The organism is Atopomonas sediminilitoris, from assembly GCF_022601735.1.
Classification (GTDB): Bacteria; Pseudomonadota; Gammaproteobacteria; order Pseudomonadales; family Pseudomonadaceae; genus Atopomonas; species Atopomonas sediminilitoris.
Genome location: NZ_JAKUMM010000004.1, coordinates 29414 through 46414, shown reverse-complemented (window position 1 = coordinate 46414; position 17001 = coordinate 29414). Strand labels below are relative to the sequence as shown.

13 protein-coding genes are annotated in these 17001 nt (G+C 54.4%); 1 reads left to right on the top strand and 12 read right to left on the bottom strand.

Annotation, left to right across the window (positions count from 1 at the left end; translation table 11 throughout):
• Nucleotides 1-4: 4 nt before the first annotated feature.
• From brnQ to sdhC, 11 genes are all read right to left on the bottom strand, one after another.
• Nucleotides 5-1321, bottom strand: coding sequence for a branched-chain amino acid transport system II carrier protein (brnQ, locus tag MKI83_RS06860; RefSeq protein WP_241584353.1), 1317 nt, complete (start codon nt 1319-1321; stop codon nt 5-7).
• A gap of 207 nt (nt 1322-1528) precedes the next feature.
• Complete coding sequence (locus tag MKI83_RS06855) at nt 1529-3490, bottom strand: HAMP domain-containing methyl-accepting chemotaxis protein (RefSeq protein ID WP_241584351.1); 1962 nt, start codon at nt 3488-3490, stop codon at nt 1529-1531.
• A 173-nt stretch (nt 3491-3663) separates the two neighbouring features.
• Complete coding sequence (sucD, locus tag MKI83_RS06850; protein WP_241584349.1) at nt 3664-4548, bottom strand: succinate--CoA ligase subunit alpha; 885 nt, start codon at nt 4546-4548, stop codon at nt 3664-3666.
• The gene (gene sucC, locus MKI83_RS06845) at nt 4548-5714 is read right to left on the bottom strand and encodes an ADP-forming succinate--CoA ligase subunit beta (protein ID WP_241584348.1); all 1167 of its coding nucleotides are present in this window, start codon (nt 5712-5714) and stop codon (nt 4548-4550) included. The genes sucD and sucC overlap by 1 nt, the downstream gene beginning before the upstream one ends.
• A gap of 123 nt (nt 5715-5837) precedes the next feature.
• Nucleotides 5838-7277: a dihydrolipoyl dehydrogenase gene (gene lpdA, locus MKI83_RS06840; RefSeq protein ID WP_241584347.1), complete on the bottom strand. Its 1440-nt coding sequence runs from the start codon at nt 7275-7277 to the stop codon at nt 5838-5840.
• Nucleotides 7278-7333: 56 nt separating this feature from the next.
• Entirely contained in the window at nt 7334-8539 is a 1206-nt protein-coding gene (odhB, locus tag MKI83_RS06835) for a 2-oxoglutarate dehydrogenase complex dihydrolipoyllysine-residue succinyltransferase (RefSeq protein WP_241584344.1), read from the bottom strand.
• A 33-nt stretch (nt 8540-8572) separates the two neighbouring features.
• Entirely contained in the window at nt 8573-11407 is a 2835-nt protein-coding gene (locus MKI83_RS06830) for a 2-oxoglutarate dehydrogenase E1 component (RefSeq protein WP_241584342.1), read from the bottom strand.
• A 253-nt stretch (nt 11408-11660) separates the two neighbouring features.
• A complete protein-coding gene (locus tag MKI83_RS06825; protein WP_241584340.1) occupies nt 11661-12368 on the bottom strand; it encodes a succinate dehydrogenase iron-sulfur subunit in 708 nt (235 codons plus the stop codon).
• Nucleotides 12369-12379: 11 nt separating this feature from the next.
• Nucleotides 12380-14152, bottom strand: coding sequence for a succinate dehydrogenase flavoprotein subunit (gene sdhA, locus MKI83_RS06820; RefSeq protein WP_241584339.1), 1773 nt, complete (start codon nt 14150-14152; stop codon nt 12380-12382).
• Nucleotides 14153-14155: 3 nt separating this feature from the next.
• The gene (gene sdhD / locus MKI83_RS06815) at nt 14156-14524 is read right to left on the bottom strand and encodes a succinate dehydrogenase, hydrophobic membrane anchor protein (RefSeq protein ID WP_241584336.1); all 369 of its coding nucleotides are present in this window, start codon (nt 14522-14524) and stop codon (nt 14156-14158) included.
• Nucleotides 14518-14907, bottom strand: a complete 390-nt coding sequence (sdhC, locus tag MKI83_RS06810) for a succinate dehydrogenase, cytochrome b556 subunit (RefSeq protein WP_241584335.1) — start codon at nt 14905-14907, stop codon at nt 14518-14520. Before sdhC ends, sdhD begins: the two co-directional genes overlap by 7 nt.
• A 341-nt stretch (nt 14908-15248) precedes the next feature.
• Between sdhC and gltA the strand changes: the two genes are divergently transcribed.
• A complete protein-coding gene (gene gltA / locus MKI83_RS06805) occupies nt 15249-16538 on the top strand; it encodes a citrate synthase (RefSeq protein WP_241584334.1) in 1290 nt (429 codons plus the stop codon).
• Between the two features lie 51 nt (nt 16539-16589).
• On the opposite strand, the gene MKI83_RS06800 is transcribed toward gltA, so the two are convergent.
• Nucleotides 16590-16871 (bottom strand): GNAT family N-acetyltransferase, encoded by a 282-nt coding sequence (locus MKI83_RS06800; protein ID WP_272493018.1) that lies wholly within the window; start codon nt 16869-16871, stop codon nt 16590-16592.
• Between the last annotated feature and the right edge of the window lie 130 nt (nt 16872-17001).

The following is a 17001-nucleotide window of genomic DNA, read 5'->3' as shown; positions in this document are numbered from 1 at the left end:
TAAATTAGGCGTTTGCCACTCGCCCAGCAGGGCTTAGGCGATCAATCAGCGTCACCGCCACCAAGACCACACACACCGGCAATAACCAACCCAGCGAGTCGGCACCCAACGGCAGTTGCATCAACCATTGTTTCAGCTGCTCGTCGAGCAAACCGGCCACGGCCAAGCCATCACACACACCAAACACCAGAGCGGTCAACATAACTGCGCGAAACACCAAAGCGGGGTTTTGCCACACAGGCTTTAATAAATTCAGCACGAGCAAGGCAATCGCTAAGGGATACAGCCCGACCAAGACGGGGATGGAAACGCTGATCAGCTGAGTTAAACCTTGGTTCGCCACCAAAAAGCTAAACACCGCCAAGCTGATAATTACCGTGCGGTAACTCACCGGTAACAACGCAGCAAAGTACTCTCCACAGGCCGTCAGCAGGCCCACGGCGGTGGTCAAACACGCCAAGATAATCACGCAGGCCAACAACACCAAACCGGGCGTGCCCAGCACGTGCTGCACGTAAGCCGTAAGGACTGCCACACCGTTAGGCGCATCGGCAGCAATACTCTGGCTGGCGGCCCCCAAATAGAAAAACGCCACATACACCAAGGCCAGGCCGATGGCTGCGATAACCCCCGCGTAGACGGTGTAACGACTGATCAGCTGCTCATTGCTCACACCACGATCACGAATGGCCGTCGTGATCACAATGCCAAACACCAAGGCGCCCAAGGTATCCATGGTCAGATACCCTTCCAAAAAGCCTTTGATCGCCGGTGCCTGCAGGTATTCCGCTTTGGGTGCTGCGATTTCGCCGGCAGGGAACAGCACCGCCGCACCGCCGAGCAGCACCAAAGACAAGAGCAAGATCGGGGTAATGAACTTACCAACCCGATCGAGCAACTCTCCCGGTCGCAGCGACAGCCATAACACCGAAGCAAAAAAGATTGCCGTATATAGCGCCAGCGCCACCGCTGAGTTTCCTACAAAGGGAGCAACGCCCATTTCAAAAGACACAACCGCAGTGCGGGGCGTGGCGAACAGTGGGCCAATCGTCAAGTACACCGCCACCCCAAAAACGATCGCTGCTATGCGTCCCAAAGGTGCTGTTAACTCAGCCATACCGCCACCGACACGGGCAATGGCAAGCAGGGTCAGCAGAGGCAAACCAACTGCGGTCAGCAAAAAGCCGGCAGCCGCCGACCAGACGTGCGTGCCTGCGGCTAAACCTGCGGCGGGAGGAAAAATAATATTGCCCGCGCCTAAAAACAGCGCAAACGTCATAAAACCGAGCGCCAGAATGTCCTGGCTTTTTAAAGCATTCATCAAGGAGTCCACATGCCAATCGAGTCGTCAGGGGGGCTTCCCGAGGGGTGATGGGAAACGCAAAAAACCTGCCCATCGGCAGGTTTATCAAAGCGTGCGCGCCTTGTGGGCGCTGGCCGCGGCGCGACCTTAACGGATTAGAGGGCAAGTAACGAGGCGCAACGGTCGAACTGTCCGCTGGCTATAAACCGCTGTCGCCTGAAGGGATTAAATCTTGAACTGGCCGACTAAGCGCGAGAGTCGCTGACCCAGCTTCTCCATGGCTAGAGCGGTGCCCCGCGCCGACTCCACCGCACCAAAGGTACGCTCACCGCTGTCAGACAGCCTAACCACGTTGGCGCTGACTTCTTCGGCAACCTTAGCTTGCTCATTCGCAGCACTGGCGATTTGGTGCACCGCTTGGTCAATCGAGCGAACCGTCAGCGCGATTTGACTCAGCGCCTCGCCGGCTTGTTGCGCGCTTTGTAAGGTGTGGGTAACGGCCTTGCCACTGGCCTGCATCATCTCAGTGGCCGTCTTGCTGCGCTGCTGCAAGCCCTCGATGATCTCTTGGATTTCCGAGGTTGACGACTGTGTGCGCTGCGCCAAGGAGCGCACCTCATCGGCCACCACGGCAAAGCCGCGACCTTGTTCACCGGCACGGGCCGCTTCAATCGCCGCATTCAACGCCAGTAGATTGGTTTGCTCGGCAATAGCACGAATCACATCCAACACCGAACCAATGCGAGCGCTGTCTTGCTGCAGTGTTTCAATCACCTCAGTCTGCTCTTCGACCTTGGTTGCCAAGGTACGCATCGCTTGGCGACTGCCTTCTACCACCTGCAAACCGGCTTCGCCAGCGGCATGTGCCTTGCCGGATAAGTCAGCGGCCTGATGTGCGCTACCGGCCATCTCTTGAGCGCTGGCTGCCATTTGCGTCATAGCCGAGGCAATCTGGTTGCTCTCGTCTGTTTGCTGCTCAACTTCATGCAGCACCTGCGTGACTGCCTGATTTAGCTGGCCTGCCACTTGGTCCAACTCTGACGTCGCACCCGACACATCCACCACCGTGCCATGCAACTTGCCGACGAAGGTGTTGAACCGCTGGGCCAACACCCCGAGGTCATCCTGACTGACTACCGGTAAGGTTTTGGTCAGATCGCCCTCACCTTCGGCAATATCCAGTAAGCGTCGATTGGTACGATTGAGCGCCCGCACAATAAAGCTACTGACCACAAACGCAACCAACGCGCCGAGCAATAGTGCGACACCGATCACCGCCCACAGCACGCCGCGACTGGTGCGCACTTGGCTGTCCGCCGCATCGGCAGCTTGCTGCATGCTGTCTTGCAAACCTTGCTGCATACGCGTGGCCAAATCAGCAATCTTGGGCTCGATGGCATCCATTTGCTGCAGTAAGCTTTGGCGCTTTTGCAGCGTACTAACCAGCTGATCGGCGCTTTCTGCGTAGGCGGCTAACGAGGCGAGGGTTTTCTCTAACTTGCCCTTGGCGCTCTTACTGCTGGTGCGCTCAAGCAGCACCCCCGTCATGCTGCGAGTGTTCTCCAACTCACGGCGAAACTGCTCTGCCACTTCTGGTGTTGGTTCTTGCAGGTATCGATAAATACCTTGGCTGCCGAGCAATAAGTGCCTAAGGGCAGCACTCCCATAGAAAACGGCATCCATATTGAAATCCATTTGGCCATTTTCCAGCACCTGACTGAGTTGCTTTTCAATCACCGGGCCATGCACTTCTAGACCTTCCTCGGTAAGCCGACTTTGCTCGCGGCCTAATGGCACTAGCGACTGCAAAAACAGCTGCGAATACTCCTGCTTCAGCGCAAGCATTTGCTCAAGCAGCTTTGCCTGACGCGACTCACTGGCCGTTTGTTTGGCGCTATTAAGCAAGTCATCTAAGGCTTGTGCTTGGCTGTTAACACGCTCTAGCGCTTGCTCTGAACCCGAGCGTACATAGCGGCGCACCGCCTGTTGCAAGGCCTCCATACCATCGGTGACTTGGGCCACGGTCTCCAGACGCGGGACTTGCTCACGGGTCACCACATGCATGCGTTCAGCCACCGAGCTTAATGACCACAACGCGAACAGGCCCAAGCCAATGAGTAAAACGCACAACACTATGGGCGCAATGGCAATTTTTTTGGCAACGCCCAAGTCGGCAAACAAGCGCATAGCAGCTTCCACTGTGAGGGGTCTGTCAATAAAGGTTAGACACAGACCGCGCGCCGTGCGCGCTGATCTATAGCCTGTATCGACGCAGCACAGAGATTCTTGACCGTTTAACGCCAAAAAAATGACAAAAAAAGACCGCCCGAAGGCGGCCTTTTTCAGCGCTAAAACGAAGATTACTTCTTCATTTCCCAGCCAGTCAGTTCAGCCAAAGCCTTACCGATATCAGCCAAAGAACGCACGGTTTTAACGCCAGCGTCTTGCAGGGCAGCAAACTTCTCATCGGCAGTACCTTTACCGCCAGAGATGATGGCACCTGCGTGGCCCATACGCTTACCAGCAGGCGCAGTGACGCCAGCAATGTAAGAGACCACAGGCTTGGTCACGTTGGATTTGATGAATGCCGCAGCTTCTTCTTCAGCCGAACCGCCGATTTCGCCGATCATAACGATCGCTTCGGTCGCCGGATCCTCTTGGAACAGCGTGAGGATATCGATGAAGTTGGAGCCTGGGATCGGGTCACCACCGATACCGACGCAAGTGGACTGGCCAAAGCCTGCATCCGTGGTTTGCTTAACGGCTTCATACGTCAGGGTGCCTGAGCGCGACACGATGCCAACTTTGCCTGGCAGGTGAATGTGACCGGGCATGATACCGATCTTGCACTCGCCGGGAGTGATGACACCCGGGCAGTTAGGGCCGATCAGGCGCACGCCCAATTCGTCGCACTTAACCTTGGCATCCAGCATATCCAGCGTAGGAATACCTTCGGTAATGCACACAATCAGCTTGATGCCACCATTGGCCGCTTCAAGGATCGAGTCTTTACAGAAAGGAGCCGGTACGTAGATCACAGAGGCGTCAGCGCCAGTGGCTTCTACCGCTTCTTTAACGGTGTTGAAGACAGGCAAGCCCAAGTGGGTAGTGCCGCCTTTGCCAGGCGTGACACCGCCAACCATCTTGGTGCCGTAGGCAATGGCTTGTTCGCTATGGAAAGTACCCTGCGAACCAGTGAAGCCTTGGCAAATAACCTTGGTATCTTTATTGATCAGGACGCTCATTACTTACCCTCCGCGGCCTTAACAACCTGCTGTGCCGCATCGGTCAGGCTGGTTGCTGCAATAATATTCAGACCGCTTTCGGCCAGCACTTTAGCGCCAAGCTCAGCGTTGTTACCTTCCAGACGTACAACCACCGGCACTTTTACGCCGACTTCTTTCACTGCGCCGATGATGCCTTCAGCAATCATGTCGCAGCGAACGATACCGCCGAAAATGTTAACCAGTACGGCCGCCACATTGCTGTCAGACAGAATGATTTTGAACGCTTCAGTCACACGCTCTTTGGTCGCACCGCCACCTACGTCGAGGAAGTTAGCTGGCTTACCGCCGTGCAGGTTAACGATGTCCATGGTACCCATGGCCAAACCAGCACCGTTGACCATGCAACCGATGTTGCCTTCCAGCGCCACATAGTTCAGTTCGAACTTGGCAGCATGCGCTTCACGAGCATCGTCTTGTGACGGATCGTGCATTGCGCGCAGCTTGGGCTGGCGGTACAGGGCGTTGCCGTCGATGTTGATCTTAGCGTCCAAGCAATGCAGGTTGCCGTCGGCCTTGATCACCAGCGGGTTGATTTCCAGCAGAGCTAGATCGTAGTCAGCAAACAGCTTAGCCAAACCAACGAAAATATTGGTGAACTGCTTCACCTGATCGCCAGACAAGCCCAACTGGAACGCCAACTCACGGCCTTGGAAAGGCTGAGCGCCTACCAACGGATCGATGGTCGCCTTGAGAATTTTCTCAGGGGTATCGTGAGCTACTTTTTCAATTTCTACGCCACCTTCGGTGGACGCCATAAACACGATACGGCGTGTGGAGCGATCAACAACCGCGCCTAGGTACAGCTCCTTGGCGATGTCGGTGCAAGATTCCACCAGAATTTTAGTAACCGGCTGACCGTTAGCATCGGTTTGATAGGTGACCAGATTCTTGCCTAGCCAGTTTGCAGCGAAAGCTTTGGCGTCTTCACCGCTCTTAACCAGCTTTACACCGCCAGCTTTACCGCGGCCACCGGCGTGAACTTGGGCTTTAACAACCCACTCACTGCCACCAATTTTTTCGCAGGCTGCTGCGGCGTCTTCTGGGGTGTCTACGGCGAAGCCTTTGGATACAGGCAGGCCATATTCAGCGAAAAGCTGCTTACCCTGATACTCGTGGAGATTCATGCTTTATCTACCGTCTTTCGTGTAGGTCTTGCGTGATTAGTGCGGGGCTTTTGGCGACGCACCACCTGTGACTGCCTTAAGGCAAGTCTGACGGGCCAACAATGGCCCGTCATGGTTCTTCTGTTAGCGCTTTTTACGGTTGGCGATGTGAATCGCGTGGCCATTAGCAGCGAGAGCCGCTTCATGCAGCGCTTCCGACAAGGTCGGGTGCGAGAATACAGTCAGGCCAAGGTCTTCTGCACTGGAGCCAAACTCCATCGCGATCACACCCTGCTGAACCAACTCAGCAGCGCTTGGGCCAATCACATGCACACCCAACACGCGGTCGGTTTTGGCATCAGCGATCAGCTTCACCATACCGCCGGTGTCATTAGCCGCCATTGCACGGCCGCTGGCGGCAAACGGGAACACGCCGACTTTGTATTCAACGCCTTCCGACTTGAGTTGCTGCTCGTTCTTACCGACCCATGCGATTTCCGGATGGGTGTAGATCACCGAAGGAATCAAGTCATAGCTCATTTGGGTCTTCTGACCAACGATACGCTCGGCAACCATAATGCCTTCTTCAGAGGCCTTATGCGCCAACATCGGGCCGCGCACGATGTCGCCAATGGCGTATACGCCTGGCACGCTGGTGGCGCAGTAATCGTCGACAAAAATGAAGCCGCGCTCATCGATAGACACGCCGGTATCGGCACCGAGCACCATATCGGTAACCGGACGACGACCTACTGCAACAATCAACTTGTCGAAGGTGATCTGCTGCTCGCCCTCAGCATCGGTGAAGAAGACAGTTACTTTGCCCTTCTTCACTTCGGAGCCGGTGACACGGGCACCCAGACGAATATCCAAACCTTGCTTGGTGAAGGTTTTCATCGCGTCTTTAGCGATCTGGTCGTCAACCAGCGACAAGAACTTGTCTTGCGCTTCCAACACGACAACTTCAGAACCCAAGCGGCTCCATACTGAGCCCAGCTCCAAGCCGATCACACCAGCACCGATCACGCCCAATTTCTTAGGTACGGTTTGGAAATCCAACGCGCCAGTGGAGTCAACGATGGTGTCGTGATTTAGTTTGGCCGGTGGAATATCAATCGGCGTTGAGCCGCTGGCGATGATCACGTTTTCAGCATCAAGGATGCTCACGCTGCCATCTTGGCTAGTCACTTCAACCTGCTTATTGGTCAGCAACTTGCCATGACCTTCAACCATGGTCACGCCGTTAGCCTTGAACAAGGTAGCTACGCCGCCGGTCAAGTTTTTAACGATTTGGTCTTTACGGCCAACCATCGCGGGCACGTCAATGCTGACGCCCTTGGTGCTAATGCCGTGAACATCCAAGCCGCCATCGTGGGCTTCATGGTATTTCCAAGAGCTATCGAGCAGCGCTTTTGACGGAATACAGCCAACGTTTAGGCAAGTACCGCCCAAGGCAACTTTGTTGTCTTTGCCGATGTACTTTTCAATACAGGCCGTCTTCAAGCCCAACTGGGCCGCGCGGATGGCTGCTACATAGCCGCCAGGGCCTGCGCCAATTACCACCACATCAAATTTCTGGCTCATTCATCAATCCTTATCTTGCAACGAGTCGGGCGGCTTGTGGCCGCCCCTATTCTCAATTAGATGTCCAGCAGCATACGTGCCGGATCTTCCAGCAGATCCTTGATGGCGACGAGGAAGCTTACCGCTTCCTTGCCATCGATCAGACGATGGTCGTAGGACAATGCCAAGTACATCATTGGCAGGATTTCTACCTGACCGTTAACCGCCATTGGGCGCTCTTGAATCTTGTGCATGCCCAAAATAGCGGTTTGCGGCGGGTTAACGATCGGCGTCGACAACAGCGAACCGAACACACCACCGTTAGAGATGGTGAAGGTGCCACCGGTCATATCTTCGATGGTCAGCTTACCGGCTTTGGCTTTTTTACCGAAGTCCGCAATGGTGCCTTCGACTTCAGCCAAGCTCATGAACTCAGCGTTACGCAGCACCGGAACCACCAAGCCGCGATCGCTTGAAACAGCCACGCCGATATCTTGATAGCCGTGATAAACGATGTCGTTACCATCGATCGAGGCATTAACCGCCGGATAACGCTTCAACGCTTCGGTCGCCGCCTTAACGAAGAACGACATAAAGCCCAAACGCACGCCATTGTGAGTCTTCTCGAACAGATCCTTGTAACGTGAGCGCAGCTCCATCACAGGTTTCATGTTGATTTCGTTGAACGTGGTCAGCATCGCCATGCTGGACTGGGCTTCAACCAAACGCTCAGCCACCTTGGCACGCAGGCGCGTCATCGGCACACGCTTTTCAGTGCGATCACCTTGAGACTGCATCGGCGCAACTGGCGCAGCCGCTTGCACCGGCGCAGCAGCCTGAGCAGGCTTAGCAGCCGCGGCAGCCACCACGTCCTCTTTGGTCACGCGACCACCTTTGCCCGTGCCAGTGATGGCATTGGGGTTCAGGCCTGCCTCTTCTGCCAGCTTGCGTGCTGCAGGCGACAACAGCGCCTCTTCACTGCTCGCCGCTGGAGCAGCCGCCGCAGGTTCGGCCTCAGCTTGCGCAGCTGGAGCCGCAGCAACGGCCCCTTCTTCAATCACCGCGATAAGCTCTTCGGACAAAACGGTTTCGCCTTCGCCTTTAATGACTTTGGCCAACACGCCGTCAACAGGGGCAACCACTTCCAGCACTACTTTGTCGGTTTCGATGTCAACCAACAATTCATCACGGCTTACTGCTTCGCCGGGCTTTTTATGCCACGTAGCTACGGTGCCGTCTGCAACAGATTCCGGAAAGGTTGGAGCTTTAATTTCAATGGACATAGCTTATGTTCCTTAAAGTCTTCTGCTGCGCGATTAAACGTTGAAAGCGTCTTGCAGGAGTTTTTCTTGCTGTTCGGTGTGCATCTGCGAATAACCACACGCGGGTGCGGCGGAAGCCTCGCGGCCTGCATATTCTAGGAAAAGCTTGCTGTCATGCGCTGACAAGACACGACGCATGTGGTGCTGCGAGCAGTACCAAGCGCCTTGGTTCATCGGCTCTTCTTGACACCAAACTGCGTGCTTAAGTGCCTTGTACGGAGCAATAGCCGCTGCCAAATCTTCTTCTGGGAACGGGTAAAGCTGTTCGATGCGCACAATCGCAATGTCGTCACGACCTTCGGCACGACGCTTTTCCAACAGATCGTAATAAACCTTGCCGCTACAGATCACGACACGCTTAACCTTCTTCGGATCAAAAGCGTCAATTTCTGGGATCACGGTTTGGAACGAACCGTCGGCCAAATCTTCCAGTGTCGAAATGGCCAGCTTATGACGTAGCAATGACTTCGGCGTCAGGGCGATCAAAGGCTTACGCAGTGGGCGAATCACCTGACGACGCAGCATGTGGTAAACCTGCGCTGGCGTGGTGGGCACACAGACTTGAACGTTGTGCTCAGCACACAACTGCAAGTAACGCTCAAGACGCGCAGAGCTGTGCTCCGGCCCTTGGCCTTCGTAACCATGCGGCAGCAACATGGTCAAACCGCACAAACGGCCCCACTTATGCTCGCCGGAAGTAATGAACTGATCGATCACCACCTGCGCGCCGTTGGCAAAGTCACCAAACTGCGCTTCCCAGATCACCAAAGCGCTGGGAGTCGTGGTGGAGTAACCATACTCAAACGCCAACACGGCCTCTTCCGACAGGAACGAGTCGTAAAGATCCAGTGGCGGCTGCTCGGCATCCAAGTGCTGAAGCGGCACATACACCGACGCATCTTTTTGGTTATGCAGCACCGCGTGACGATGCGAGAAGGTACCGCGACCAATGTCTTGGCCGATTAACCGAATCGGATGCTTGTCATGCAGCAAGGTGGCGTAAGCCATGGTCTCGGCAAAGCCCCAGTTAATGGGCAGTGCACCGGCCGTCATTTTTTGACGGTCTTCCATGATCTTGCTGACTTGGCGCTGCACCACAAAACCTTCGGGCGTTTTCAACAAACGCTGAGACAAGTCTTGCAGTGTTTTCAAATCAAAACGGGTGTCGTGATAGGCCGTCCACTCATGGCCTAGGTACGGACGCCAATCGACAAACAGTTCAGAATTCGGCTCTTTAACCAAACTCTTAACCACATGCTGGCCGTTATCCAACGCATTGCGATAATCATCCAGCTTGGTCTGCACTTCTTCTTTGCTCTGACTGCCTTCGGCGATCAGCGCATCGGCATACAACTCACGCGACGTGCGTTGCTTTGTGATCTGCTGGTACATCAAAGGCTGCGTGCCCGATGGCTCATCCGCTTCGTTGTGACCACGACGACGGTAGCAAACCAAATCGATGACAACGTCTCGCTTGAACTGCTGACGATAATCAACGGCCAGCTGGGTAACGAACAGCACAGCTTCCGGATCATCGGCATTCACATGCAGAATCGGCGCCTGCACCATCTTGGCAATATCGGTGCAGTACTCCGTTGAGCGCGCATCTTCTTGCTTGCTGATGGTGAAACCAACTTGGTTGTTGATCACGATATGAATGGTGCCACCCGTCTTAAAGCCACGGGTTTGCGACATTTGGAAGGTTTCCATCACCACGCCTTGACCGGCAAAAGCTGCGTCGCCGTGGCAAATAATGGGCATCACCAAAGAACCATCATGGTCGTCACGACGATCTTGACGCGCGCGCACTGAGCCTTCCACTACAGGAGCAACGATCTCAAGGTGCGATGGGTTAAACGCCAACGCTAAGTGCACTTCACCGCCAGCGGTCATCACGTTGGATGAGAAACCTTGGTGATACTTCACATCGCCCGAGGCCAGCGTGGACGACAGGTGCTTACCTTCGAACTCGTCAAACAGTTCGCGGGGGTTCTTACCCAGCGTATTAACCAGCACATTTAAGCGGCCACGGTGCGCCATGCCGATAACCATCTCGCGCACACCGGTAGAACCGCCTCGTTGAATGATTTCATCCAACAACGGGATCAGGCTTTCGCCACCTTCAAGACCAAAGCGCTTCACGCCTGGATACTTGGAACCCAAGTACTTCTCCAGCCCCTCAGCTGCCGTCAGGCGCTCAAGCAAATGCCCTTTGACTTCTTTGCTGAAGGCAGGACGACCACGCACGGATTCCATACGTTGCTGGAACCACTGACGCTGGTCCGAATCGACGATGTGCATAAACTCTGCACCGATCGACCCGCAATACGTCGCCTTAAGCGCCTCGCGAATTTCACGCAAGGTCGCCTCTTCCTTACCAATAAACAAGGCTCCGGCATGAAATACCGAGTCCAAGTCCGCATTGGTCAGGTTGTAATAATTCACGTCGAGATCTTTTGGCGCGGTGCGCTGCCATAAACCCAATGGGTCTAGGCTGGCCTTTTGATGGCCGCGCATACGAAACGCCTGAATCATCCGCAGGACTTCAATCTGCTTCTTCTCATGCTCGGTACTGACCGCGCCAGTAGCCAAAGGCTGAGCGCGACGCTGGTTTTTAGCCAGCAGACGAAACTGATCGCGTACCGTAGAGTGGGAAATATCGGGGGCGACACTCCCATCAATCGGGAGCTGCTGAAAGAAGCTGCGCCATTGTTCTGGCACAGAATTAGGATCGTGCAGATAGAGCTCATAGAGCTCTTCGACGTAGGCAGCGTTACCACCGGATAAGTGGGAACTGCTCCACATGCGCTGCATAGCGCTTTGATGCATGCTTGGTCACCCTCGATCGGGGGACACCACCTGTTTTGGAGACCGCATCGGAAGCTTTGGTCAAGTGCAGCGACTTGGATAAAGCCACCACGGTTCCGCAGATAGTCCGGGTGCGCCCGGTAGTCCCTGCAATTGCTTTCTTATTTCAAAAAAGATCCGTGGCTTTGTGGGCTACGGCTCGACAACACCCTGTTGCGGTAAGCGGGTAGGCCTCCCGCAACAGGTACAACAGCCTTTCAGTGTAGCGGAAGTATTAGGTTCCGCTTTGCAGCAGCATGTTACGAATGTGACCGATCGCCTTAGTAGGGTTCAAACCCTTAGGGCAAACACTCACACAGTTCATGATGCCGCGGCAACGGAAGACACTAAACGGGTCATCCATTGCAGCCAAACGCTCTTCAGTCTTGCTGTCACGGCTATCCGCCAAGAAGCGGTAGGCCTGCAACAAAGCAGCGGGACCCAAGAACTTATCGGGGTTCCACCAGAATGAAGGGCAGCTGGTTGAACAGCACGCGCACAAAATGCACTCGTACAAACCATCCAGTTTTTCACGCTCTTCCGGCGATTGCAGACGCTCAATCGCAGGAGCCGGCGTGTTGTTTTGCAGGTATGGCTGCACCTTCTCGTACTGCTTGTAGAAGATGCTCATATCCACCGCCAAGTCACGAATAACTGGCAAACCAGGCAGCGGGCGAATCACCAGCTTGCCGCCTTTCAGACCAGCCTCAGACAAGGGCGTGACACACGCCAAACCGTTCTTACCATTGATATTCATACCGTCTGAGCCACACACACCTTCACGGCATGAACGACGGTAAGAAAAGCCTTGATCCTGCTCTTTGATCAGAGCCAGAACGTCCAACACCATGATGTCTTTGCCATCGGTGTTAACTTGGAAGTCTTGCATGAAGGGAGCAGCATCCTGCTCCGGGTTATAGCGATAAACACTGACTTGCAACATGGCCATCCCCCTTAGTAAGTACGAATTTTCGGTTCGAATGTCGGCACGGTCTTCGGTGAGAAGTTAACGGCACGCTTGGCAACGCGCTTCTCGCCTGGGAAGTACATGCTGTGACACAACCAGTTGTCGTCATCACGATCTTCGAAATCTTCACGAGCGTGAGCACCACGGCTTTCTTTACGCTCTTCAGCGGCAATGGCCGTCGCTTCAGCCACTTCCAACAAGTTTTGCAGCTCCAGCGCTTCAATACGGGCGGTGTTGAAGGCTTGGCTCTTGTCGTCAATTTTGACCTTGCTGATGCGCTCGCGCAGGTCAGCCAGCTGAGCAATACCCTTCTGCATGTATTCGCCAGTGCGGAATACACCGAAGTAGTTCTGCATGCACTGCTGCAATTCTTTGCGCAGCGAGGCAACGTCTTCGCCTGTGGTGCGCGAGTTCAAGCCCGACAGACGGGACAGCGCCACATCCAAGTCAGTTTCGCTAGCATCACGACGCTCGATACCTTCCTTAAGAGCTTTCTCAAGGTGCAGACCAGCGGCACGACCGAACACAACCAAGTCCAGCAGTGAGTTGCCGCCCAAACGGTTAGCGCCGTGTACCGATACGCAGGCCACTTCACCGACAGCAAACAGACCGTCAACGATCTTGTCATTGCCGTTGGCATCTTGAGTGATTGCCTGGCCATGAATGTTGGTGGCGATACCACCCATCATGTAGTGACAGGTTGGAATCACAGGAATCGGAGCTTTCACTGGGTCAACGTGAGCAAAGGTCTTGGACAGCTCACAGATGCCTGGCAGACGACTGTGCAGCACTTCCTCACCCAAGTGATCAAGCTTCAGCAATACGTGGTCTTTATTAGGACCTACACCGTTACCCGCGATGACTTCTTTAACCATGGAGCGCGCAACAACGTCACGACCAGCAAGGTCTTTGGCGTTCGGAGCGTAACGCTCCATGAAGCGCTCGCCGTGGGCGTTGATCAAGTAGCCGCCTTCACCGCGGCAACCCTCAGTTACCAGCACACCAGCACCGGCAATACCGGTTGGGTGGAACTGCCACATTTCAATGTCTTGCACCGGCACGCCAGCGCGCAACGCCATGCCCACGCCGTCACCAGTATTGATCAGTGCGTTAGTGGTCGACGCGTAAATACGACCCGCACCACCCGTAGCCAATACTGTCGCTTTTGCGCGTACGTAAACGGTCTCACCGGTTTCAATGCAGATGGCGATAACACCAACCACCGAACCGTCTTGGTTCTTAACCAAGTCAACCGCGTACCACTCATTGAGGAATACGGTGTTGTTCTTCAGGTTGCCCTGATACAGGGTGTGCAGCAGCGCGTGACCCGTACGGTCAGCGGCAGCACAAGTGCGCGCAGCCTGAGTCGGATTATCCGGCCCCTTAGACTGACCACCGAACGGACGCTGATAAATGCGGCCCTGCTCAGTGCGGGAGAACGGCAAGCCCATGTGCTCCAGCTCAAACACAGCTTCTGGGCCCACAGAACACATGTACTCGATAGCGTCTTGGTCGCCGATATAGTCGGAGCCCTTAACGGTATCGTACATATGCCAGCGCCAATCATCGTTCGGATCGGCCGAAGCAATGGCGCACGTGATACCGCCCTGCGCCGACACCGTGTGCGAGCGAGTGGGGAATACTTTAGTGATTACTGCAGTTTTATGACCGGACTGGGCCAGCTGCAAGGCTGCGCGCATACCCGCGCCGCCGCCACCAATGATGATGGCATCAAAAGACAGTGTACGAATATTAGCCATGGATCATGCACCCCAGAAAATCATTACGCCCCAGACAAAGAACGCGAACATGGCAACACCACACGCGGCCTGGAACAGAAAACGAATTGCAGTCGCCCAAGCGCCAAAGGCCATTGGGGTCAGATAGTCCGTGGAAATAGTCCACATACCTACCCATGCATGCACGGCGATACACACCAGTGCTAACAAGCTAAAAATACGCATCCAACTGCAAGCGAACAGCTCATGCCACTCGGCATAACTCAGGTTCGGATTGAACAGCAAGAAACCCAGCAAGAATAAGAAGTACGCGGCCAGCACAACAGCTGAAACACGCTGCGCCATCCAGTCATACAGACCTGAACGCGAGAAGTTCGTGACGTTAGTTACCATACCCACACCCCCAGAAGCACAATCAGAACGGCCGAAATCACCAGCACGATCTGCGAGCCACGCTTGCCGCCCTCGAGCGACTCACCGACACCCATATCCATCACTAAATGGCGCACACCGGCAACCAAGTGATAAATCAGCGCCGACAGCAAACCCCAAATAATGAGCTTGGCAAATGGGCTCTGCAGGCACTCTTTAACTTGTGCAAATCCTTCCTCAGAAGAAAGCGACAAATCCAGCGCATACAACAGCACCGCCACGCCCACAAACAACAACACACCACTGATGCGATGCAGAATTGAGGTGTAAGCAGTTAAGGGGAGTTTGATGGTCCTAAGGTCAAGATTGACAGGTCTTTGGCTATTCACGGCTATCTTTCGCATTTGATACCTCTCTAGCGGAGGCGGAACTGTCGGGATATCTCGGGCAGGCACCCAACACCGGAAAGTTGACGAATCAGACAGGAATAAACCCGCCTTTCAGTCGGTCGCAGAGTATAGTCAGTTAAGCACTCGAAAACAATGAACAAGCCTGCGCCAAAGGGCTAATAGCGCTGTTTGCGTAAATAGATTGAATATGCTCCCTTTTGGAACCAATCGCCCCACAAATGGGCATTCCAGAGAGCATCGGTGGTGAATTGACAATCCGTCATATCACCTTATAGTGATGCCGGCCCTGCGTGGGGGGCAGTTCACAGGTTTAAGAATTATTAAGGAGGCCATCAATGGCTGACAAAAAAGCGCAGCTGGTTATCGAAGGCTCAGCGCCAATCGATTTGCCGGTACTTTCCGGCACCATGGGTCCTGACGTAATTGATGTTCGCGCCCTCACTGCACAAGGCCGTTTCACTTTCGACCCCGGCTTTATGTCGACCGCCTCCTGCGAATCAGCCATCACCTTTATTGATGGTGAAAATGGCGTATTGCTGCACCGCGGCTACCCCATCGAGCAACTGGCCGAACACTCAGACTACCTCGAAACTTGCTTCTTGCTGCTGTACGGCGAACTGCCTACCCCAGAGCAAAAAGATAAGTTTGTTGCCACCGTCAAGAGCCACACCATGGCTCACGAGCAACTGAAAAACTTCTTTAATGGCTTCCGCCGTGACGCCCACCCGATGGCCATCATGTGCGGCGTTGTAGGCGCCTTGTCGGCCTTCTACCACGATTCACTGGACATTAACGATTACAAGCACCGCGAGATCTCCGCGATTCGCTTGATCGCTAAAATCCCCACCATTGCCGCCATGTGCTTCAAGTACTCCAAAGGCGAGCCGATGATTTATCCGCGTAACGACCTGAGTTACTCGGAAAACTTCCTGCACATGATGTTCTCTACACCGTGTGACGGCCCAACTCCCAAGATCAGCCCCGTTCTGGCCAAAGCCATGGACAAGATCTTCATCCTGCATGCCGATCACGAGCAAAACGCATCGACCTCCACCGTGCGCCTAGCCGGCTCGTCAGGTGCCAACCCGTTTGCTTGTATCGCCGCCGGTATTGCTGCGCTATGGGGCCCCGCTCACGGCGGCGCCAACGAAGCCGTACTGACCATGCTCGAAGAAATTGGCGATGTTTCCAACATCGAAAAATTCATCGCCAAAGCCAAAGACAAGAATGACCCATTCAAGCTCATGGGCTTCGGTCACCGCGTCTACAAGAACTTCGACCCACGCGCCAAGGTTATGAAGCAAACCTGCGACGAGGTTCTGGCCGAACTAGGCATCAACGACCCGCAACTGGAGCTAGCTATGAAGCTAGAAGAAATTGCGCGTAACGATCCCTACTTCAAAGAGCGTAACCTGTACCCGAACGTTGATTTCTACTCGGGCATCATCCTTAAAGCGATCGGCATTCCGACCAGCATGTTCACGGTTATCTTCGCTCTATCGCGCACCGTTGGCTGGATCTCGCACTGGAAAGAGATGCTCGCTGGCCCTTACAAAATTGGCCGCCCACGCCAGCTTTATACTGGCCATGCTAAGCGCGATTACGTCGCTTCTGACAAGCGCTAAAGCAAAAAAAGCCCCGCAAATGCGGGGCTCTTTTTTGTCTGGCCGTAACGATCAACTCAGCGCTTGATGACGCTCAGCTCGTTCGATGAAGCGCTCAACGTACGAACACGAGGCAATCACGCGATAATCTTCTTCTTTGGCGAAATCTAACGCAGCTCTTGTCAGCGCCGCCGCAATGCCTTTGCCGCGCAACGCCAACGGCACAAAGGTGCGATAAATATCCAAAGTACGCTGCCCTAGATCCATATAGGCGAGATACGCAACATCCTCGCCAGAGGCTATCGCAAATTGCCGACGCTTTAAGTCATGCTCGATCGCCAATTGCTCTACCATTTACACCTCTCTTGCCAGCACAATCTGACCTATAACCATAGCAGGTTAATTCCATCACTCACCGCCAATCGCAGTAATTGATCATTTTTTACACAATTAGACTTAATTTACGACCTGCCCTTTGACGATT

Coding starts and splice junctions, on each gene's coding strand:
- brnQ (WP_241584353.1), bottom strand. CDS start 1,321: ATGAATGCTTTAAAAAGCCAGGACATTCTGGCGCTCGGTTTTATGACG.
- MKI83_RS06855 (WP_241584351.1), bottom strand. CDS start 3,490: ATGCGCTTGTTTGCCGACTTGGGCGTTGCCAAAAAAATTGCCATTGCG.
- sucD (WP_241584349.1), bottom strand. CDS start 4,548: ATGAGCGTCCTGATCAATAAAGATACCAAGGTTATTTGCCAAGGCTTC.
- sucC (WP_241584348.1), bottom strand. CDS start 5,714: ATGAATCTCCACGAGTATCAGGGTAAGCAGCTTTTCGCTGAATATGGC.
- lpdA (WP_241584347.1), bottom strand. CDS start 7,277: ATGAGCCAGAAATTTGATGTGGTGGTAATTGGCGCAGGCCCTGGCGGC.
- odhB (WP_241584344.1), bottom strand. CDS start 8,539: ATGTCCATTGAAATTAAAGCTCCAACCTTTCCGGAATCTGTTGCAGAC.
- MKI83_RS06830 (WP_241584342.1), bottom strand. CDS start 11,407: ATGCATCAAAGCGCTATGCAGCGCATGTGGAGCAGTTCCCACTTATCC.
- MKI83_RS06825 (WP_241584340.1), bottom strand. CDS start 12,368: ATGTTGCAAGTCAGTGTTTATCGCTATAACCCGGAGCAGGATGCTGCT.
- sdhA (WP_241584339.1), bottom strand. CDS start 14,152: ATGGCTAATATTCGTACACTGTCTTTTGATGCCATCATCATTGGTGGC.
- sdhD (WP_241584336.1), bottom strand. CDS start 14,524: ATGGTAACTAACGTCACGAACTTCTCGCGTTCAGGTCTGTATGACTGG.
- sdhC (WP_241584335.1), bottom strand. CDS start 14,907: ATGCGAAAGATAGCCGTGAATAGCCAAAGACCTGTCAATCTTGACCTT.
- gltA (WP_241584334.1), top strand. CDS start 15,249: ATGGCTGACAAAAAAGCGCAGCTGGTTATCGAAGGCTCAGCGCCAATC.
- MKI83_RS06800 (WP_272493018.1), bottom strand. CDS start 16,871: ATGGTAGAGCAATTGGCGATCGAGCATGACTTAAAGCGTCGGCAATTT.